Annotated in this window: 22 protein-coding genes; 13 read left to right on the forward strand and 9 right to left on the reverse strand. The window is 53.5% G+C overall.

All coding sequences use genetic code 11. From position 1 onward, the window contains the following. Positions 1-32: 32 nt before the first annotated feature. The 5 genes from ACR0KN_RS07515 to ACR0KN_RS07535 form a co-directional block, all read right to left on the reverse strand. A complete protein-coding gene (locus tag ACR0KN_RS07515) occupies positions 33-482 on the reverse strand; it encodes a MarR family winged helix-turn-helix transcriptional regulator (RefSeq protein ID WP_480652544.1) in 450 nt (149 codons plus the stop codon). Next, positions 472-1,572, reverse strand: a complete 1,101-nt coding sequence (locus ACR0KN_RS07520; protein ID WP_480652546.1) for an Acg family FMN-binding oxidoreductase — start codon at positions 1,570-1,572, stop codon at positions 472-474. Before ACR0KN_RS07520 ends, ACR0KN_RS07515 begins: the two co-directional genes overlap by 11 nt. A gap of 216 nt (positions 1,573-1,788) precedes the next feature. Next, a complete protein-coding gene (locus ACR0KN_RS07525) occupies positions 1,789-2,466 on the reverse strand; it encodes a GntR family transcriptional regulator (protein ID WP_480652548.1) in 678 nt (225 codons plus the stop codon). Beyond that, the gene (locus tag ACR0KN_RS07530; RefSeq protein WP_480652550.1) at positions 2,463-3,494 is read right to left on the reverse strand and encodes a Gfo/Idh/MocA family protein; all 1,032 of its coding nucleotides are present in this window, start codon (positions 3,492-3,494) and stop codon (positions 2,463-2,465) included. The genes ACR0KN_RS07525 and ACR0KN_RS07530 overlap by 4 nt, the downstream gene beginning before the upstream one ends. Continuing rightward, entirely contained in the window at positions 3,491-4,579 is a 1,089-nt protein-coding gene (locus ACR0KN_RS07535; protein ID WP_480652552.1) for an isocitrate/isopropylmalate dehydrogenase family protein, read from the reverse strand. The genes ACR0KN_RS07530 and ACR0KN_RS07535 overlap by 4 nt, the downstream gene beginning before the upstream one ends. Positions 4,580-4,714: 135 nt before the next feature. Here ACR0KN_RS07535 and ACR0KN_RS07540 point away from each other — a divergent pair, with 135 nt between their 5' ends. Genes ACR0KN_RS07540 through otnC form a run of 7 tightly spaced genes read left to right on the forward strand, consistent with a single transcriptional unit; the run spans position 4,715 to position 11,038 of the window. Then, complete coding sequence (locus tag ACR0KN_RS07540; protein WP_480652554.1) at positions 4,715-5,722, forward strand: Bug family tripartite tricarboxylate transporter substrate binding protein; 1,008 nt, start codon at positions 4,715-4,717, stop codon at positions 5,720-5,722. A 57-nt stretch (positions 5,723-5,779) separates the two neighbouring features. Further along, entirely contained in the window at positions 5,780-6,529 is a 750-nt protein-coding gene (locus tag ACR0KN_RS07545) for a hypothetical protein (protein ID WP_480652556.1), read from the forward strand. Between the two features lie 4 nt (positions 6,530-6,533). Continuing rightward, the gene (locus tag ACR0KN_RS07550) at positions 6,534-8,045 is read left to right on the forward strand and encodes a tripartite tricarboxylate transporter permease (RefSeq protein WP_480652558.1); all 1,512 of its coding nucleotides are present in this window, start codon (positions 6,534-6,536) and stop codon (positions 8,043-8,045) included. Beyond that, the gene (locus ACR0KN_RS07555; RefSeq protein ID WP_480431811.1) at positions 8,045-8,332 is read left to right on the forward strand and encodes a putative quinol monooxygenase; all 288 of its coding nucleotides are present in this window, start codon (positions 8,045-8,047) and stop codon (positions 8,330-8,332) included. Before ACR0KN_RS07550 ends, ACR0KN_RS07555 begins: the two co-directional genes overlap by 1 nt. Next, positions 8,329-9,126, forward strand: coding sequence for an N-acyl homoserine lactonase family protein (locus ACR0KN_RS07560; RefSeq protein WP_480652560.1), 798 nt, complete (start codon positions 8,329-8,331; stop codon positions 9,124-9,126). The genes ACR0KN_RS07555 and ACR0KN_RS07560 overlap by 4 nt, the downstream gene beginning before the upstream one ends. Further along, positions 9,123-10,400: a 3-oxo-tetronate kinase gene (gene otnK / locus ACR0KN_RS07565; RefSeq protein ID WP_480652562.1), complete on the forward strand. Its 1,278-nt coding sequence runs from the start codon at positions 9,123-9,125 to the stop codon at positions 10,398-10,400. Before ACR0KN_RS07560 ends, otnK begins: the two co-directional genes overlap by 4 nt. After that, on the forward strand, positions 10,397-11,038 hold the full coding sequence (gene otnC, locus ACR0KN_RS07570; protein ID WP_480652564.1) for a 3-oxo-tetronate 4-phosphate decarboxylase: 642 nt from the start codon (positions 10,397-10,399) through the stop codon (positions 11,036-11,038). The genes otnK and otnC overlap by 4 nt, the downstream gene beginning before the upstream one ends. 646 nt (positions 11,039-11,684) lie before the next feature. Here otnC and ACR0KN_RS07575 read toward each other — a convergent pair. Further along, positions 11,685-12,572, reverse strand: coding sequence for a LysR family transcriptional regulator (locus tag ACR0KN_RS07575; RefSeq protein ID WP_480652566.1), 888 nt, complete (start codon positions 12,570-12,572; stop codon positions 11,685-11,687). Positions 12,573-12,650: 78 nt separating this feature from the next. On the opposite strand from ACR0KN_RS07575, the gene ACR0KN_RS07580 reads away from it, so the two are divergent. From ACR0KN_RS07580 to ACR0KN_RS07605, 6 genes are all read left to right on the forward strand, one after another. Then, positions 12,651-13,538, forward strand: coding sequence for an SDR family NAD(P)-dependent oxidoreductase (locus ACR0KN_RS07580; protein ID WP_480652568.1), 888 nt, complete (start codon positions 12,651-12,653; stop codon positions 13,536-13,538). Then, positions 13,535-13,912: a DoxX family protein gene (locus ACR0KN_RS07585; protein WP_480652570.1), complete on the forward strand. Its 378-nt coding sequence runs from the start codon at positions 13,535-13,537 to the stop codon at positions 13,910-13,912. The genes ACR0KN_RS07580 and ACR0KN_RS07585 overlap by 4 nt, the downstream gene beginning before the upstream one ends. A gap of 28 nt (positions 13,913-13,940) precedes the next feature. Continuing rightward, complete coding sequence (locus ACR0KN_RS07590) at positions 13,941-14,291, forward strand: nuclear transport factor 2 family protein (RefSeq protein WP_480652572.1); 351 nt, start codon at positions 13,941-13,943, stop codon at positions 14,289-14,291. A 27-nt stretch (positions 14,292-14,318) separates the two neighbouring features. Continuing rightward, the gene (locus tag ACR0KN_RS07595; RefSeq protein WP_480652574.1) at positions 14,319-14,471 is read left to right on the forward strand and encodes a hypothetical protein; all 153 of its coding nucleotides are present in this window, start codon (positions 14,319-14,321) and stop codon (positions 14,469-14,471) included. Positions 14,472-14,513: 42 nt separating this feature from the next. Continuing rightward, positions 14,514-14,729 (forward strand): nuclear transport factor 2 family protein, encoded by a 216-nt coding sequence (locus ACR0KN_RS07600; RefSeq protein ID WP_480652576.1) that lies wholly within the window; start codon positions 14,514-14,516, stop codon positions 14,727-14,729. Positions 14,730-14,900: 171 nt separating this feature from the next. After that, complete coding sequence (locus ACR0KN_RS07605) at positions 14,901-15,401, forward strand: hypothetical protein (RefSeq protein WP_480652963.1); 501 nt, start codon at positions 14,901-14,903, stop codon at positions 15,399-15,401. Positions 15,402-15,412: 11 nt separating this feature from the next. Here ACR0KN_RS07605 and ACR0KN_RS07610 read toward each other — a convergent pair whose 3' ends face one another. The 3 genes from ACR0KN_RS07610 to ACR0KN_RS07620 all read right to left on the reverse strand — a co-directional run bounded on the left by ACR0KN_RS07610 (position 15,413) and on the right by ACR0KN_RS07620 (position 20,461). Beyond that, a complete protein-coding gene (locus ACR0KN_RS07610) occupies positions 15,413-18,157 on the reverse strand; it encodes an AsmA family protein (RefSeq protein ID WP_480652578.1) in 2,745 nt (914 codons plus the stop codon). 108 nt (positions 18,158-18,265) lie between these two features. Continuing rightward, positions 18,266-19,030, reverse strand: coding sequence for a DUF3299 domain-containing protein (locus tag ACR0KN_RS07615; RefSeq protein WP_480652580.1), 765 nt, complete (start codon positions 19,028-19,030; stop codon positions 18,266-18,268). A gap of 69 nt (positions 19,031-19,099) precedes the next feature. Beyond that, entirely contained in the window at positions 19,100-20,461 is a 1,362-nt protein-coding gene (locus tag ACR0KN_RS07620; RefSeq protein ID WP_480652582.1) for a metal-dependent hydrolase family protein, read from the reverse strand. Between the last annotated feature and the right edge of the window lie 45 nt (positions 20,462-20,506).

The raw sequence follows: 20,506 nt of genomic DNA on the forward strand, positions 1-20,506 counted from the left end.
TTTCTGTTTGCTTGGGTCGACGCAGGTTTCCGCTAGTCGCGCTCGCTGTCCAAAGTTTCGCGTATGAGCGTCAGATTAGGCAGCGATTCATGGAACGGTTCGGGCCCGAGTTCGGACAAAACCGGACCAAGAGCTGTCGACATCCGATCCATACAAGCTTTCAGGAACTCTGCGCCATGCGGTGTCGACCGGGCAATTTTCGAACGCTTGTCCTTGGGGTTGGTCTCAAGGGTAATCAGGGTTAGATTTTCAAGGCTCGCGAGCATGTGCGTCATCGACGTCTTGGGCACTTGAAATGCGTTCGATAGCTGTAGTGGCGTTTCTCCCTCGGGGCGCCGGACCAGATGGCCTAAAATTCCAAATTGAGTTGCCGTCATTCGACCAGGTAAGAACGTTTCCAGCTTGGTCGAGATCAGTTGATTAATGATCCCGACCTCGGTGAAGAACCGGTAAACTTCGTTGGTCTCATCTTCAGGCTTCATTCAGAATTCGTGTCTCCAGCGGCCAGCGGGGTGTGGCAATTGGCTTGGGTCCATACCCCAAACGCAGCAACATTTGCACCGTGTGGCCCGGTGACGCAAGAAGCTCATGGGCGAGAGCGTATTCATCGGCCATTTCAGGATACTCCTGAAGGGCCTGACTGACCGGATGAACGCCCAGGCCCATTTCGGTTGTCTTCAGGTAAAAACGCATCAATTGACGCCCGGCATCGAGTTGATCGCTTCGCGTGTTTGTAGCCGTCGTGAGGACTGCGTATTCCGGCGTCGCGTCTAGCATGGCGAAGTAGCCTCGCATGTGTGACTGAGTGCCTGGGTGGTCAACGTTCATCAGGGTCTCGTTGTCCAATAGGCCAGTAAGTCGCAGCGTTTCCAGAAACGGATCGCGTAACTCAATCCCGTCCGGGTTGGCGTTGATTTCTGCTTTCCCGATCCGCATGAGGTCCACGGATTCTTTCAAGGTCTGCGGTGTTCGCATTTCGATTTCGAAAGCGCGTTTCGTAAGGTCTTGAATACGGGCCACCAAATCTTCGTCGGTTATCAGAGTGGCGTAGTCTTCAAGGACCGACAATTCCGCCTCGGACAGCCGCTGTTCAGTATACGGTTCTTTGTTTGAATGTCGGTTGAGGATTTGATCTGAAAGTGGATCGGTTGCCCCTCCAGGTACAAACACTGCTTCTGCAATAGGCCCTTCATCCCCATCTGGCAGCAATTTGACCTCGGTATCAAACCCGAGAGCACCTGCTGCCAGTACCATCGTCTCAACAAATGCACCAAGGCCAATATAGAGCTGGCGGTGGAAAGGATCGGTTTTCGGAAGCTCGCGATCAGGATCACGGTGGATGCGCACCCTGTCTTGCCCAACGAACTCGACCAGCCAAGGTTGCAAGTTGTGTGGATTGGGGGCGAGAATCGCGTAGGACAAGGCGGCTTTGCGTGGGTCGTCATAAGATTTCGGCGTCCACGGAGCCAACGCGTCATGCGGCGTGCGTGTGACGAGGAACCCAACCGCGCCGGTTGCCGCCAGTATCGTGCCTCCGCCTAGAATCTTGAGAAAACGTCTTCGGTTTGGCATCTTCACTCTCCAATAGCACGATATCGAACTAAATTAATACGAAGTCGAACTATTTCAACCTCAATCGATGCAGTGATTGTTTGAGCGACCATGAAAAAAGAATATTAGAGCCGCCGGACGCAACCGCCGATTACCGCGGTGGACAAGTACTCGGAGCGCCTTTGGTGCCGAAAACAGGCAGTTACTTTAGTTGACTAACGACCGGATACCAGAAGATCAGAGGCTGTTGAGCCGATGCTTTTCGAGTATCCCGCAAAGCATTGCCTGTGCTTGCAGCCTGTGTTCTCGATGACGTTCACGGGCAACATCCGGTCGACCTTCACTAATCGCTTGGAAAACAACCCGATGATCTTCATTGGATTTGACGGGCAGGGGCCTGATGAACAACGTCGTTGCGCGTGCGCGGCGCACCTGGTCGCTCATCATGGCGACAATCGCTTCGACTCGTTTGTTGCCGCCCAACCGAACGAGTTCCTGATGAAATAATTCATCGGCCTCAGCCCATGCTTCCAGGTCTTCGGTTTCGATGGCTTGATCCATTTTTGCGATTGATCCGGCAAGTACCGCTAATTCATCTTCAGTGTAACTCGCTTCAGCGGCGCGCTGTGCTGCGAGACTCTCAAGTTCCGTCAGTATGTCGTAGATTTCACGCATATCATCTGATGAAACAGGCAGTATTCGCACGCCCTTTCGGGGCCGCATTTCAAGCAAGCCCTTACTTTCCAGCATCAGCGCAGCTTCCCGTATCGGGGTGCGGGACATGCCAAGGGTCTCGGCGAGTTCCGATTCCAGATGGTCAGTTCCGGCTGCAAGTTCGCCGGACAGGATCATCTGTCGCAAATCCCTAACAGCGCGTTGCGTATTGGAAAGAGTTTTTGCGTCTTGACCCTTCACGGCGTCTCCAGGTTGATCTTTCGTCCCTCCGCAGCCGAGAGATAGATGCTCTCTTCGATTCGGATCACGTCCAAATAGTCTCGAGCCGTGTTTTCCAGCGGCGTGCCCTTTACAAGGCCTGAAACGACGTGACTTTGCAAGGCGTGTACGCAGTCTCCTCCAAACCCATCATGATCGCTTGGAGGTAGAATCTGCTGTCGCTCCTGTTTTCCAAAACCTCGGAGTTCTACTGAGCCGTCGCCATAAAGAACCAGTGATCCTTCCGTTCCTTCGATGAGAGCTTCGCCCATGGTTTGGCGCAGGTTTTCGGCACTGTGGTCAAGGCATCTGTTGCCATCGAACAGAGCTTTCAAACCGTTGGGGTGGTCAAACAGGATGTAACCTGCATCCTCGCCCGAGATAACGGGGTTAACTTGGCGCAAGTCCGCATAAACTGCACTGGGCGCATCGAATAAAAATCGGAATGTGTCGACCCAGTGAACCGCTGTTTCATGAACGAGGAAACGCGGCATTTCCTGAAAGTACGGCTGCCGGTCAAGGTAGGCTCGTGGTCCCTGTCCGTCGCCGGGCCGAAGCCGGAAAGTCGCTTGTAGCGGTGTCCCAATTCGACCCTCGACCATCGCCTGTTTGATTGCGCGATACCAGGGCTGAAAGCGAAAATTCTCATGCACGACAATAGTTGCGCCTTCCAATTCAGCCTCGGAGACGATCTTCTCCGCTTCGTCTAGAGACAGGCAAAATGGCTTTTGGCAGATCAAGAACTTTATTCCAGAGCGCAGTGCTGTTCGGATGGCGTCGGCCTGCGCCACTGGTGGTAGGATGATGTCCACGAGATCAGGTTCTTCGATCTCCAACATTTTCGACAGATCGTCGTAAGCCGTCAGTCCTGTTTCTTTCGCCTTGTTGATATCACGGTTGCAGGATGCAATCGGAACCGCTCCGGGCATTCGGGACCAGCTTTCGTAGTGGAACTTGCTGAAATACCCTGCACCCACACACGCGACTCTGATGGTTTTTCGAGTATTCATGCCCGAAATGCTTCCAATACCGATGAGGCTGCGTCCTGCGTTCCGGCGGTGCCACCTAGGTCACGCGTCAGGTTCTGTCCGTTTGCAGTCACCTTTTCCACGGCTTCACGCAACCGTTCGCCGTCTTTGGACAGGCCTGGGTGATCATGGGTCAACCCCAACCATTCAAGCATCATTGCTGCGGACAGGATCATCGCAAAAGGATTGGCTACACCCTGTCCTGCAATGTCTGGAGCGGAACCATGGCAGGGTTGGAATACAGCGTGATTCAACCCGATATCTGCTGACGGAGCCAGTCCAAGACCGCCCATAAGACCTGCACCAAGGTCGGAGAGGATGTCTCCGAACATGTTCTCGGTCACCAAGACATCAAACTCCCAAGGTTTTTGGACCATCCACAGTGCGGTGGCATCAACATAAGCATGGTCTGCCTGCAAATCGGGATGGTGGGCGGCTTCTGCATCAAACATCGATCTGAAGAATGCAAAGGCGCGGAATACATTGGCTTTGTCGACACATGTAACTCGACCCTGACCGCGCCCGGTTCTCTTGCGGTTCTGGGCGAGTTCAAACGCGAAACGGAACAGTTTTTCGGACACCTCACGAGTGATCAGCAGAGTTTCACGTGCTTCGTGTTCGGTAACTTCTCCAGCGCCTTGAGTGAAGAACAGTCCTTCTGTGCTTTCGCGTATCAAGACAAAGTCGATCTCTTTTCCGGGCGGCAGCGCCAAGGGGGTCATTTGTCCGCTTCTTACCTTTACTGGACGTACACCAGCGAAAAGTCCCAGCTGCTTTCGCAGATCAATCTGCGGTGAAATCTCGGTTCCGTCAGGATATCGAACATCCGGCAAGCCCATTGCAGACAGCAAAATCGCGTCAGCGTTGCGCGCAGTTTCGAGTGATCCAACCGGAAACGATTCTCCAGTTTTGGCGTAGTGGCCTGCGCCTGCCGGAGCGTCTGTAAACACCAGTTCGTAGGAAGGACTGCCGCGCGAGAGCTGACGCAGGATTTCAAGCGTAGGGGCCATAATTTCAGGGCCGATCCCGTCCCCATGGAACACTGCCACATCATAATTCTTTTTCATCTTAGCCCGCTTCCTTCCCGTTTCGCATTCATAGCGCGATAGCAGCTTTCACTACAGTCCGTTGACAATGCATTCTTTAATGTATACGCAAATAAATGCAATAATAAACGCGAAGCTGTTTGGGAGGACTTGGAAATGAAACTAAAGCTAGGGCGGTTGGCGGCCGCAGCCGTGATGGCGACCGGGATTGCAGGCGCAACTGCTGCGCAGGATTATCCCTATCGCGATATCACTACAGCTGTGGTCTGGGGGGCCGGAGGTGGCACGGATACGATCAACCGAATGATCATGGCCGAGATGGAAAAACACCTTCCAGTCTCGATCAATGTGATCAATCAAACAGGTGGTGTCGCAGGCTCCAACGGGATGGTCTATGTCATGAACCAACCAGACGATGGTTATACATTGGTTGGTCTGTCAGAGTCGAACGTCACCGCTGCTGTGCAAGGTGGTTGGGATAAGAAATTTGATTTTTGGTATCCGTTCATTGTTGGCGGATCACCTGACCTGATCTCGGTGCCGGCGGAGAGTCCTTACAATACCCTGGAAGAGCTGGTTGACGCTGCGAAAGCTGCTCCTGGAACTATTCCAGCGGCAGCTTCCGGCGCAGGTTCGATCCACCACTTGAACCTTCTGGCAATCGAAAAAGGGTCCGGTGCAGAATTCAAGTTTGTTCCATACAAAGGCTCAGCGCCAGGGCAGGAAGCAGCGATAGCGGGTGAAGTTGCGTTGGTTGTGACTTCTCTAGCTGAACAGGCCCCGTTGATCGAAGGCGGTCAACTTAAACCGCTCGCGATGTTGACGCCCGAAGATGCGCAGATTGCAGGAGTTACGGTGCCATCTGCCTTTGGCATCTATGACGGTCTCGACCAATATTTGCCGCTCAAACAGGCCATCGGTTTTGCAGTTCACAGTTCAGCCGGGGACGACGTAAAGGCCGCGCTTGGTGATGCCTTCGAGCAAGCGATTGCCTCCGACACCGTCGCTGAATGGGCCTCTGCAAACAATTATGATGTCGGTGGTCAACACGGCGAAGAAGCTCAAGAGCTGTTTGCGAACCTCGAAGCTACCTTTGCCTATACCTTGCAAGATCTGGGCGCAGCGACCGTCGACCCGGCGTCGCTGGGTATCGAGAAGCCATAATCCGATCACTTTTGAAAGGGCGCGCCTGATCGCGCCCTTTCCGACAAGAGGCAGGCAATGGACAAACCTGACGTTACACTGATCATGCGGGCGCGCGATTTTTGGGCATCGATTGGTCTGATAGCAATTTCCACCTTTTTCCTTTGGAAGACGTCGGACATCCCGCTTTGGGGTGAAAACCGCGCAGGTGTAAGTGGATCTGATTGGTACAACTCGGCTGCAATTGTACCGCTGTCCATCTTCGGTGGATTGCTTGGCTTGTCCTTCGTCTTGCTGGCTATTTCGATCCGTTCAGGTGGAGCCCAAAACGCGCTCAGTGCTTTGGGGATCGGATGGGATAAGTCGGAAGCCTATCGAGCATCAACAATCGGCCTGATGCTTCTTGCATATGTCGTCGGTCTGGTCCCCAGAGTGGACTTCATACTGTGTTCTGGGTTGCTGATTACAGCTTTGACTTACGGCTACTACGGTGGTCATGCGCGACGTGCTTTGGTGGCCTGTGTCGCAGTTGTCGTCGCCGGTTTGTTTGCGTTCGCCGCGTTTCCTGCTCAGGCGGATTGGAATGCACACGGTGATGATTGGTTCACACTGGCCTTGTGGGTCGCGTTAACACTAGTGGTGTTGACCAAAGCGGCTTCCGAACGCGTTTTGCGGTTCGTTCCATTGGTGGCAATACTTGCCCCGCTCATCCTCGTTTGTGCGATGGCCTTTGTTTTTCGGCAGAACGTGCCCGCGCGCGGCGGGCTAATCTTCAAGCAAATCGAATACCACTACTACGTGACGCTTCGTCCGCTATGGAAAGATTGACCGGATGGACTTTATTCTTTCGCAACTGGCTGGATTTGGGGCTGCATTCGTGGGCCTGGCAGTGGACCCGCTGACCTATCTGTATTTGATTGCATCCGTATTCCTGGGCATCACGTTCGGCGCATTGCCGGGCCTTACGGCAACCCTAGCAGTGACGATCCTGACGGGATTTTTCGGCAACAAAATCCCGCTGGACTATTCTCTCATCGCATTGCTCGGCGCCTATGTCGGCGCGATTTACGGCGGCTCTTACCCGTCTATTCTGCTGAACATACCCGGTACAGCAGCGAGCGCGGCGACGGCCATGGATGGCTACCCTTTGGCTAAAGCGGGTCGAGGGGGCGAAGCACTTGGGCTGACCACAACGGCCAGTTTTATTGGCACAGTTATCGGAACCATCACGCTTTTGATTTTTGTCTGGGCGCTGCTTTTGGTTTCAAAGAACATCGCAAGCCCGGAGAAAGCCTTGCTGGCCCTGTTCGGCATTCTGCTTTCTGGCACTTTGATGAGCGAAGACCTGGTGATTAAGGGATGGATCGCCGGTCTGATCGGGCTTGCGATGTCCATGGTGGGGCTTGACCCTCTGTTGTCTGAACCGCGCTATACCTTCGGCTGGTCTTACCTGATGAGCGGATTTCAGGTTGTGCCAGTTTTGATGGGGGCCTTTGCCATTCCCCAAATTATCGACGGTTTGAGGCACGTTGAGGCCGGGAAGGTTCTGGCCCTGAAAGGCCGTGTTCTTCCGAACCTTAGCTCTATTCGGCGCTACCTGCCCACCATTGGCCGGTCAGGGGTGATTGGGACCGGGGTAGGAGCGCTTCCCGGCGTGGGCGAAGATGTCGCCGGTTGGGTCAGCTACGGTGTCGGCAAGACCGTATCTGCCGACGGCGACAAGTTTGGAAAAGGGTCATTGGAAGGTCTGCTGTGTTCGGAGACTGCAAACAACGCCTGTATTGGTGGCGCTCTGATCCCGCTTTTGGTTTTGGGCATTCCCGGTTCACCACCCGCTGCGGCTTTGATGGGGGCCTTCAAGATCAACAACGTGATCCCGGGCCCCACGATAGACCCCGAGATCATTCTACGCGTGGTTGCAATCCTGGTGCTGGCGTCACTGACGATGTTCCTTATGGGGCTTTTCACTGCTCGGGTATTTATCAAAATACTTGCCATCCCGCAGACCATCTTCTTGCCCGTCGTTATGGTTCTGACAACGATTGGGTCTTTCAGCGTCGGCGGCGGCATCAATGATCTTTACCTGATGCTTGGCGTCGGCGCCGTTGCCTATTTCATGAACCTCATGAAGTACCCAATCGCCCCGTTGGTTATCGGTGTTATTCTGGGAAGTCTGTTTGACGAAACCTTCCGCCGGTCACTGTTTCTGTCGGATGGGGATCTTTCGGTCTTCTTTTCACGACCCGGTGCGGCCATTCTGCTGATGCTCAATATTGGTCTGATCCTCAGCCAACTGCCCGTAGCAAAACGCGCTTTCTCACGTCTGAAAGGACTTTCAGTCTGATGTTTGTAGTTACTGTCACCTTCACTCTCAAGCCCGGTATGAGAGACACCTTTCTACCGCTGATGGTCGAAAACGCTTCAACCTCTTTACGTGAAGAAATCGGATGCCAGCAGTTTGACGTATGCCTCGGCGACGATCCCGAGACAGTTTTTCTCTATGAGGTTTATGATGACAGCGCGGCGTTCTCTGCCCATCTAGAAAGCGTGCATTTTCAGTCCTTCGATACGGCAGTGGCTGATATGATCGCCACCAAAGTAGTTCACCATTATTCCGAGGTCATCCGATGAACGATTGGGAGATCCATGCCGTGAAATACGCGGATCGCAACGCCCGGACTCGAGCTGACAGTTTCATCATCGATGACAATCACAACGCGCCTCATGCGATGGACTATTTCGTTTGGGTGCTCAAACGCGGCAAAAAAGTCATTCTGGTCGATACTGGCTACGACTCCGATGAGGCTGCCGCCCGTGGTCGTCCCATCGCGTTGGACCCTCGCGAGGCTTTGCGGCCTCTAGGCATCGCGCCGCAAGCGGTGACTGAGGTCATCGTGACCCATCTTCATTATGACCATGCAGGGGGGCTGCATATGTTCCCTAACGCGAAGTTGCACATGCAGTCGGCGGAAATGGCCTTCGCCACTGGTCCCTGCATGTGCCATGACCACCTACGTGCGCCTTTCACGGCTGGCCATGTCTGCGAGGTCGTAAAGCGTCTCTATTCGGGCAAGGTCGTGTTCTACGACGGAGAAGCCGAGATTGCAGATGGGGTAACGGTGCACTGCATCGGAGGGCATTCGCGCGGGTTGCAATGCGTGCGCGTAAGAACGGCAGCCGGGTGGATGGTACTCGCCTCTGATGCCTCGCATTACTATGAGAATTTCATGGCGCGCAAAGCCTTTCCTATCGTCGTCGACCTGCAAGACATGATGGATGGTTTCGAGACCCTGGAGAGGTTGGCCTCGCATCCTCGACTTATCGTGCCCGGCCATGATCCACTTGTGCGTGAGATTTTTCCCGTCGGTGCGGCACCGCATATCCATAGGTTGGATCCAGGACCGAAGAGGGACATTGAGTTATGAAAATCGGTGTCATAGCGGACGATTTTACCGGAGCGAGTGATATTGCGAACACCTTGGCCAAGGGCGTTGAGCCGGAAGGTGGATTACGAACGGCTCAGTTTCCGGGTATTCCAACGACCCCAGCCGACGAGGAGATCGAAGCGGGCGTCATCTCGCTCAAGAGCCGCACTGCACCGGTCAAGGAAGCCATTGCAGACAGTCTGAGTGCCTTGAGGTGGCTCGCGGACCAAGGATGCCAGCAGTTCATCTTCAAATATTGCTCGACATTCGATTCCACGATGGAAGGAAATATCGGCCCCGTTGCGGAAGCACTGGCGCAAGAACTGAGTGCGCAAAAGGTGGTTTTCTGTCCGGCCTTTCCCACCACGGGGCGTACGGTTTATCAGGGCCATCTTTTTGTGCTCGGCAAGCTGTTGAACGAGTCCGGGATGGAAAATCACCCTCTTACTCCGATGACGGACGCCAACATCAGGCGGTGGTTGCAGCATCAGACCGAAGAAGAAGTTGGGTTGGTGCCAGTTGACACCGTGAAGCAAGGATCGGAGGCGATTGCTGCTGCTTTGCAGAACGCCGACGAACGCTTTGTGATCGGCGATGCGATTTCGGACGAAGATTTGCTGGCCTGGGGCGAGGCTCTGAAGGATGCCAAGCTCATTACCGGGGGATCCGGGATAGCATTGGGTCTACCCAGAAACTTCGTCAGAAAAGCTTCGTCCAAAACAGTTGGCAGTGTGTTCACAGGTATCTCTGGGCCTGCCGCTATCCTTGCCGGGTCTTGCTCAGGCGCGACCCGTGGACAGATTGATGTTCATTCGAAATCCCATCCGACCTTCGCCATCGATGTTCCGGGTGTCATGTCCGGGGATGTGACCACGCAAACGCTTCTGGATTTCTTTGAAACGCATCCGGGTCAGGCACCGCTCGCGTATTCATCGGGAAGCCCGGATGACGTGCGGGCGATCCAAAACAAATTCGGTCAGGAGGCTGTGGCGAAAAAGCTGGACAATCTCTTTGCAGATACAGCACGAGAACTTGTCGATGCTGGGTACAAGCGCCTTGCGGTGGCAGGAGGAGAGACGTCGGGAGCTGTTGCCAAGGTCATCTCTGAGGCACTGGGGTCTCCGGCCATGTCAATTGGGCCAGAGATCGACCCGGGCGTGCCAGTCCTGAGCGTTGGAAAAACTGAACTCATTGCGATGGCTCTAAAGTCCGGAAACTTTGGCGCTCCGGACTTCTTCGCAAAGGCACTCAGAATGATGGAGGCAGGTAAATGAGTTCTGAAGAATTGGCGCTGCGACGACAGATGTCGGAACTGTGTGCCTCGCTGTTTGCGCGTGGTTTTTCCGTCGGCACTGCGGGCAATGTCTCTGCACGTCTACACGACGGAATCCTCATGACACCCACCAATTCCACCTTGGGCGATATCGACCCCGAGCGCATTGCCAAGATTGATTTGGATGGGAACCACGTCTCCGGGGATAAGCCGACAAAAGAGGTTTTCTTGCATCAAGCCTTCTATGAGACGCGGCCAGAAACGGGCGCCGTGGTTCATCTGCATTCGACCTGGGCCACTGCTCTGTCCTGTTTGGAAGACACCGATCCAGATGACTGTATTCCACCGCTGACACCCTACGTGGTGATGCGCGTCGGTACGGTCAAACTGGTTCCCTACGTTAAGCCGGGCGACCCAAGATCCGGTGATTTGATCCGCGAATTGGGCGGCATATATGGTGCGGTTCTATTGGCCAATCACGGTCCCGTCGTGTCTGGAAAAGACCTCTTCTCAGCGGTCTGTGCAGCAGAAGAGCTGGAAGAAACGGCCAAGTTGCTCGTGGCAGTGCGTGGTATGCGAACCCGAATGTTGAATGCAGAACAAGTCGCAGACCTCAAGGGAACATTCGGAAGGATTTAATCCGGCATCGAAAATGGGAGTGTGCAAACTTTTAGGCAAATCGTGCAAAGTTATGCGCAAATATCGCGCAGAATTATGGGCAAATTTCAAGGATTTTCTTTAATGAAATCAATGTCGGTAGTGCAGCGTTATGCGAGCACCTACATCTAGTGTAGGTTTGCGCATAACACTTCGCACATCCTATAAGTTTGCGCAGTTCGCCCATAGTCTTGCGCTGCGCGATTGTCGGCATCGGCGACGAATTCAATAAGTTTTGGCTTAGTCGTTGTGGTTACGACCCTTTGCATTTCTCAATCCGCAAAGGGCCACCCTAAGGAATATTGGATTCTCGCGAAGGTCTGCGATGCGCAGAAAGTGGACTTAGTAAATTTTCGGCGTACAGCCCAGAGCTGTCGTTGGGCAGGTTATCCGGATGCTGTTGACGTAGTTCGCGGAGCTGACATTCGAGCACAACGAAGCTGATCTACTGGAGGCTGCAATCTAGTCTCTGGGAAACCAGAAATCTGCGGTAAACTCAGTAGGGTCGACTTTGATTAACAAGAACTAACGCTGCCCTTGAAGTTCTCCTTCCTACGAGGTTGGCGAACAACATTACTGGCCTCATTGCACAGTTGGAACCGAAGAGCAGTACTAGATCCAATGAACGCTATGTTTCCAGTTGGCTACGGATCCAGCTGAGAAGGGGGGATCTTGTGTCTCGTTCATGCCAAATTGCGCGTATCCCCAATTCCGGCAGGTGAAAAGGGCATTCGCGCATGACTAGGTTCCTGTTGATGGCGGCGGCTTGGGCAAGCGTTTCCGGCACAAAAGCGATTAGATTTGTTCCTTCCAGGAAGGCCGGTTGCAGATGCAGACTATCAGTCACCAGCCCAACCTGGCGAAGGGGCAAACCCTGATCCTTTCCATAAAGGTGAATTGGGTCATCTTGTTTGACCATTAGGTTCAGCCGGATGTGTGGATATAAAAAGACCGTCTCGGCATTCCAGCTGTTCAAAGCTGGGTGGGTTCGGTCCAATAGGCACACTAGGCGCTCGCGCAGTAGAAGCTTTTGAAGAAACTTAGGATTTGCCTGAAGTCCTGCGCCAATGATCAAATCGGCATCCCCGGAATCGAGCATCTGGTAGCTGTGATCTGAATAACTATGAATTTCGAACACGATCCCTGGTGCTTGCTCTCGAATACGCCGAACCGCCTTTGCAAGGAAACTGGTTGCAATGAAATCATGGGCATGAATTCGAATAGTTGCGCCCGCGTTTTCAGGTGAGAACGTAACCGGCGCAGTCAGCACGCTGATCTCAGAAAGGATCGTGTTCAACCGCGATGCAAGGTCCAGAGTGCGCGCTGTTGGCACCATTTCGCGCCCTTGCTTGACGAACAGAGGGTCGTCAAACACACGGCGCAATCTTGCCAGAGTATGACTCATGGCAGGTTGCGTTACGTTCATTCGCTGCGCAGCACGTCCAACATGCCGTTCCGCAATGAGCGCTTGCAGAGATTTCAGTAGATTAAGATCAATTCCATCAATTTCATTCATACTAAGAAGAAGTATTGATTATTTCCAATTATGTCTATCGATTGCCATTTTCCTCTCGACCACAAGAGGAACAGAAAGATGAATATTCTGATCACCGGAGCCAGCAGCGGCTTCGGAAAAGAAATGGCCATCAGACTTGCGGGCGAAGGTCATTCTGTATTCGCCGGAATGCGCGCTTTGAAGGGGCGAAACGCCGACGTGGCGGCCAGTCTAGAGGCGGTATCCGGGCAAATTTTCCCCATTGAACTGGATGTCAGCAGTGACGCTGGCGTAGACAGCGCAATTGCCCATCTGATGTTAAAGCTGGATGGCCCACTTGATGTCGTGATCAACAATGCCGGGATCTATGTTGGAGGGCTCAACGAGACCATTTCTGCGGCTCGGTTTCAGAACATGCTGAATGTGAACGTGCTGGGACCGGTTCGCGTGCTGCGCGCCGTGCTTCCCAATATGCGCGCCCAGGGCTTTGGCACGGTGATCAGCATCACCAGTGACGTGTCCCGATTGGCTTTGCCTATGAGCGGTTTTTACGCAGCCAGTAAAGCGGCGCTGGAACTAGTCGCCGAGACCTATGCTCTTGAACTCGCCCCATTGGGACTGGAATCCCTTATCGTTCAACCCGGCGCATTTGACACAGGCATCATGCAGAAATCGCCGCCAACGGATGAACCGGAACGCATGGCTGGATACGGCCCAACATTGGAACAAGCACAGGCGATGGCCGGACGCTTCATGGGGTTGGCGCAAAAAAGCTTTGTTGAGGCGTCCCCTGCAATAGTTGCCGATGCCATCGCCGATCTGTTGAACCTGCCCTACGGTAAAAGACCATTGCGAACTGTCGTCGACCCGTCGGACATTGGCGCTCTGGCCAACGCAATGAATGCTGCCGTAGCCACCGCGCAGGAAACGTTTTTAGATGCTCTCGGTGCGGATTGTTCGTACCCGGTTCAGGAGGCTGCGGAATGACTACGATCACTGTTTTCGTCGGGCTGTTGTCTCTCTTTTTCCTCTTCGCAAGCTCGATCAAGATCTTCGGCTGGCAGAAGTTCATTTTCGAAACCCAACTGGCGATGTTCATCAAGTACGGGTTAAATCGGCAGATCATGGCCTTGGTTGGTGTTGTTGAATTGTTTGGCGCAATCGCGATCTGGTTTCAGGGATCCTGGATCGGAACTTTGGGCGCGTTCGCAATTCTTGGCACATCCATTGGTGCAGTTGGTTGTCATCTGATCTGGGACACCTGGAAAGATGGCGTTCCTGCCATGGTCACAGGCACCTTGTCCGCTATTGTAGCTTGGTCTGGCCGTGACGCGTTGTTGAGCATTGTTGGTATTAGCTGAACCAATCTATGACACAGGAGTGCATGTTGTGACTGACAGTATCCGCGTGGCAAATGCCAAGGGCCTTTATCTGGAAGGCATTCGAGACGGCAAAATGGTCGAAGCGCTCGATAAATATACCGGGGATCGCTACACGCAACACTCAACGGGTGTACGCGACGGTAAGAAAGGTTTCATCGAGTTTTTCACGCCTTTTCTTGGGCGGAATCCGGTGCGCGACATTCAGGTTCTGCGTACTATCGAGGACGGAAATTTCGTCTTCGTGCATGTGTATCAAAGCCTCAACGGTGGTGAAGCGCTGTGGGTGACCGCCGATATCTTTGATACCGACGAAGAAGGTAAAATCGTCGAGCATTGGGATGTGATTGCCGGCTATTAATGGCCAACCGTCTCGGGCCGCAGCATAGTGGATGGCCCAACCGAAATCGAAGATCTCGAATTCACCGAGGCCAACAAGACCGTGGTGCAAGGGTTCATCGACAAGGTCCTGATGGCCGGGCGCACTGATCTTGTGAATGACTACATATCGACCGAGCAATACGATCAGCACAACCCATAAATAGCCGACGGATTGGGAGCTTTCTCCAAGCAACTTGGAGAGATGACCAATGGTGGAAAAACCACGCAATACGTCAAAGTTCACCGACTACTCGGCCAAGGAAATTTCGTGGTTGCCTTTAGCCATGTAAAACAAGACGAGGACGATTGGGCCGTCTTTGACTTGTTCCGGCTCAAGGGTGGAAAGATCGTCGAACATTGGGATGTTCAGGAACAGATCGGCCCGAAAGAAACCTGGAACAACTCTGGCAAATTCTAGGGTAGTTAAGCGTCATATTTTCTCTAACAGAGGCCGAAGGTGATTTCTTTTTCAGGGCAAGGGCGCATAAGCGGTGGCTCAACATTCCAGAAATCGAATGGTTGTATTTGAATGAACCAGCGCGATAATCTGATTGCATCTGAGGATTAGCGGAACATGTGTGGGGCTTTGATGAACAGGTTGGCGCTGACAGCAATGGCATTGATCTCCACTGGCGCGGTGTGGGGTGCCGGTATGGAGCGATGGGGTGAATCCGGGGACTGGACAATCCTGATTGATCCCGAAAAGGGTAGCGGCTGTCTCGCGTGGAAACTCTTTGAAAATGAAATGACCGTTGAAATCGGTGCAGCACCCAATCAGGCCGGCGGCTTTTTTGCCGCTTTTAATCCGGCCTGGGTTCAAATCGAGGACGGGGCGACCGGGACCGTACAGTTCGATTTTGGTGATGCGAGATTCGAAGGCGAAGCGGTGGGTGTCTTCAAGAATGGAGTTCCTGGTGGCTATGCCTTTTTCGACAACCCGGCGTTTGTAACCGAGTTTGGAAAACGCCAAAGCGTCACGATTATTGGTGAAAGTGGCGCCGAGGTTGAACTCGACCTCAGCGGGTCTGCAAAAGCCATTGAGGCGGTTCTGACATGTCAGGCTGAACAGCCGGAACCACTGAAGAACTAGGTCGCGTCCGACTATTGCAATTGATTGATGTCCGGCACACAAGGTTGCCTGTCGACAGGCATAGCATCAGCGCTGCCCGGAGCCTTGTTTCTAGACCCGCCCACATCCAGCTTGAATTTTGGTGACGAAAGCGGGCCCGTCACATTAAAAGGCCAGGCGCTTCGGGATAGGGGTCTTCCAACGCGCCGCGGCTCCGCTCTTATTGCTATCGTATCGTTCAGCCAATCCACTTGCCCCTTGGCAACCAATTGAACCGATCCCGTTTCAATGATGATGGAGTTTGTGCTCACCCGCCCAGCTTGAATATCTACGGGGGCGAACACGCAAGTGATGTCGGTGTAACCTTGTCGGAACTCCTCCGAAAACAGCCATGGGAAGATACCCAGCCCGGCTAACTCCAGCAAACTAGTACTGATATAGCCCTGCGACATCGACAAAGACGCATTGCCACGCATGGAGTTGATGAAGGCCTTGCCCGAGGTGGTAACGCCAGAGACGTTGAACTCCCCGCTCAAACGGCCATAGGCATCAATACCAATTCCCAATTCATCAAGGATCTCACCGAATTCCCATCCCGAGGTTGATCCCGACAACGAAAGCCAGTCAGGTGAGTCAATCAGATCCATGACCGCACGCAGGCTAAAGTTTCCGCCGCCATAAGTCATCTGAAGAGGGCCGAAATCCACGGTTCCTTCTTTGGCAGACAATTGGCTGGAAACAGATGTTACGCCTTGCTGCCCTTCAATTTCTTTGAATTCGATCTGTACCTCGACGTCAGCTTCTCGCAGCACGCGCTGCACATCCAGAAGATCGGCAGGTTTCCCTTTTTCCTTTGGCAACACTAAGGGCTGGACGTCTGTCTCCTTCGGTAAAACCAAAGGTTGAACCTCGGCTTCAGGTTCCTTTGTGGTCTCGCCTACCAAGCTCTTCAGTTGGTCCAGCACGGCAGTCAGGTTCTTCAGGTCGTTGAGATCGAGCCTTTCGCTCGTGATGTTGCCCCGAACAACAGTAGCGCCCTTGGCGAAATCAGCGTCTAAAGCCGCAAGAAGATGCGAAGACCCGGCTTCAAACTGGATTGCGGCATCAAAGTCCTCGCCCTGTTTGGAGGTTTCAGCAACGATAGCTAGTGCTCCGATCTCGACAGGTTGCAGGTTCACTGCGGTTAGAAACTCGGCGCTGTCGTCGACGTCCAATTTCACGTCGAAATCGAGACCGGCAAGCCCTTTTAGCTCATTGACAGATAGTGCGAGATCGAGCGCCAAGAGATCGGTCTCGTAGGTGGTCGCGTTAAACCTGTTGAGTGAAACCGGCCCACCCGCATTGGTTATGTTGAAATCGGCTTTGATGCCGCCGAACTGGTTGACATAGTCTTCATCGAGGTTGGGCAGAAGCAACTTTGCGGGCCCGTCGAGCACACCATCGAATGTTACGTCCTGAAGCTGAAGCAGATCGAGAATTTCCCCTTCGGCTTTCAGGATCGGTTTCTCAGTTGGCCCAGCTCGCAGCGCGATGCCCAGCATGGCCAAGCGGCCATCTGGCATGCGGCGAATGCTTTCGATAGAGGCTGGACCGATTACGTCTAACCCCTGGTCAAATGCATTGGTTTGGAACAGCAACTTCTCAAATTCGAAGGAAGACAGAGATCCGACCATATGCATTTCAAAGCCGGTAAACTTCAGTTCTTGGATACTTTTTGCTGCTGGCGGCGGCTGTCCTTCGGGATGAAGTCGCGCGTTGAAAAGTAGATCGACGCCCTGAGCGGTGTAGAGGTCATCTATTGAACCCTCAGCTTCGAGTTTCTGCCCATCCTCCAGGCTTACCGTGGTTGTGAACGCCTCGATCTTCAGAGCGTCCTGAGACACAAGCTCTGCTTGCAGTTGACCATTGCCCTCCAGAACGCGTTCCAGCCCGATGACATCAAGAAAATCACCGAATTCACCGGTGTCCATCTCCAATACAGCTCGATAGCCACCACCTTCGTCTTCCGAGAACGCCTCGCCATCGTAGCTTACGGTCATTTCCCCAAAGCTGGCGCGCGTCGTAAATGGCGCGTCGCGAGGGTAGTCGCCTTCGATTTCGAAACCCTGACCGTTGACGGAGCCGGATCCAGAGACCTTTGTTCTTTGTCCACTATCTACTTGTTCGAGCGTGAGTGACTGAAGGTCAAACACAAACGAGAAGCCTGAGACCTTGTCTTCCATGTTTAACCCGATTGACGTGAAGCTGACATTCTTGTCGCTCAGAAAGTTCAGGATTCCGCTGCTTTCGGTGTCGCTTTCATCGACACTATCAGCGCTAGCGACGTCTTTCTGTTCATCCGCTGATACAGGTTCCTCGGACACGGGCCTGGGTGTTGGCCTATCTTTTCGCCAACTTGTGGTGCCGTCTGCGGCTGTAAGAATATTCGCTTGGAGGCCTTCCACTACCAGATTGTCAAAATGCAGAAGCCCGCTGGTCAAAGCGGCAATGTCCAACTCCAGTTCCAGCAGGTTCAATTTTACAAGTGGTGACTCCGGCATTGTCTGGCTCGGGATGACCACGCCACCGACGTAGATGTGACTAATGCGTCCAAGCGCGACGCTTACATCATCGTTTACTAGAAGTGGCCGACCAATTTGTTCCGAAAGAACTCTTTCTACAAGGTCGCGCCGCATGTCCGAGAACATCGGAGCAGCAAGCAACAACCAAACAAAAGCGACAGTTGTGAAAGCGAGAATTGCGACAAGCCCAATTATCCTAAATAGCCAAACCCTCATGCGCTCCCCTATCGCCGCTTTCGCCCTTCAGTCTCTGACAAGCAGATATTCGGCCCACCTAACTGAACGCCCCTTCTGAACCATATTCAGGTCGGTTGGTCCGTGTCACTATTCGTCTTTGATAGCCCCGCCAGTCGCTTTTGTTCTTCCCATAAGTACACTTGCCCTATTGGTTGTAGCCTCTTTGGAAGTCTGGATTGGTCCAAAAGTATGAACGTCATCGACCTCTAAAGTAAACGCAGCCTTCATGAGGACGGGACCATCAACAACCAGCATTTCCTTCTGCGTCGGCTCGATCCTGATTTGACCAGTTACAACGATGGGTTCGTAGACTGTCGATGGTGTCCATGAATCGCTTAGACGCAAACGTACCATCTGGTTTGGTGGCGGAGGCGGTACGTGGCTGCACATTCCACGTTCCGGCACGATATATGCCATTTGGGAGCCATCTTCGTCGCGGGGTGCTGGGATCACAAATCCGCCCAATGAAACGGTCACGCCATCATAATCAAGGTTAGCGGCCGTGCCCGCCTTATCACGTCTTTCCATCACAACCCAGCGTTGGGAAATCAGCCAGTCTGCATCAACACCTTCCTCAGCAAGGTTTGCTTCGGTCGCCTCGATATCCAGTTTAATCTGATCCAACAGCTCTGGCGTCGACCCGCCTTTTCCTTGCTGTGCACGCAACCGGACCAATTTGCGAAGCGCGTTAAGCTGTTTGCCCGTCAATTCGACGAATGGATCTTCGTAGTTTTGAGCAGTTTCATCGATCAAGTCTGCCCATTCGATACGTGCGACTTCCGAATGAACCGGCAAAGCCAAGAAATATGCGAGAACCGTTGGAGCAAATTTCAGTTTGGCTCGATTTCTCACTTTAATAGGCTCCCATTTGTAAAGCCGGGGATGCGCGGGATGCCGAGGTAAATTCACCCCGCGCGACACTCAATCGAGTGTATTCTTGTAGATCACGCCATCTTTCATGATCAGGTCGATGTTGTTGGTGTAGTCGACCAGGATCTCGGCATCTTCGACCGGGTTTCCCTCGACCAGCAGCAGATCGGCGTATGCGCCCTGTTCGATCACGCCCAGCGGGCCTGCCTGGTAGGGGTTGAGTTTTCCTGACATTGCCAGAAGTGCGGCCGATTTTGACGTGGCCTGTTGCAGGATTTCGTACGAAGTCCACGCCTCCAGCCGGTATTTGAACTCATCGTTCTGTTTGGTCAGAGCAACCGGGTCGCCGATGATATCGGTCGAGAACGCAACGTTCTCGATCTCATACTCTTTCAACAGTTTCATCTGGTTGCGCGCACCTGCCTGCACATCAAGGAATTTGGGTGCCGCCGCAGGGCCAAGCGCCTTCTTGACAACTTCCTCATCAAGCCCAAGCAGAGAATAAAACGGGACAATCCAGGCACCAGAATCCTTGATGGCCTGCGCTGATACTTCAGTCATCAGTTGTCCATGTTCTATGCTGATGACGCCCGCTTCCAGTGACCGCAGGATCGAGTCGTCGTTATAGGCGTGGACCATCACATAGGTCCCCCAATCGGCTGCTGCGCGAACCGACGCCTCCAACTCCTCCGGTAATCCTTGAACGGTGTGCAACGGATCAACCGAAGATGACACGCCACCTCCAGCCATCACCTTGATCTGCACCGCGCCCATGCGCAGCGCTTCGCGCGTTGCACGCAAGACTTCGGGCACGCCATCGGCCAGGAACTCGACATGCTGGTTGAAGAAAGACGGCTGCGCCCCCATGAAGTTCGGATGGGGTTCGGTATAAACCCGATGCTCGCCATGCCCCGAGGTTTGCGAGATCACAGGCCCAGAGGCGTAGATACGTGGGCCAACGGCCTTACCCCGATCAATCGCTTTTTGCAGACCAATTGCCGGGCCACCCGCATCCCGAACGGTTGTGAAACCACGCAAGAGCATTTTCTCGGCCTCAATCGTGGAGACTGCGCCCCAGTACATCCAGTCGAAGTTGTCCCTCAGGTCCGCGACAGGCTCGGTGATTGCCATATGCACGTGGGCGTCGATCAAGCCCGGCATCAGCGTTCGACCTCCACCGTCAATGATCTGGGCATTGGCAACGGCCAGCGGTTCCGCCGATACCTCTGCGATCAGGTTGTCCAAGACCAGAACGTTTGCGTTCTCAATTCGCTTTTCATCGACACCGTTAAACACGTGCACATTGGTAAATAGGATCGGAAAGCTCTCTTCCTGCGCAAAACCTTGGCCCGCGATTGCCAAGCTTGCAGAAAAGGCCGTTGTGGCCACCATATGTTTGAGATTCGGTGTCATTGAGGCCCTCCAAATGCGAATCACTGATGTATATTTCTGAATGTG

This window comes from Ruegeria sp. AP7, assembly GCF_056539905.1.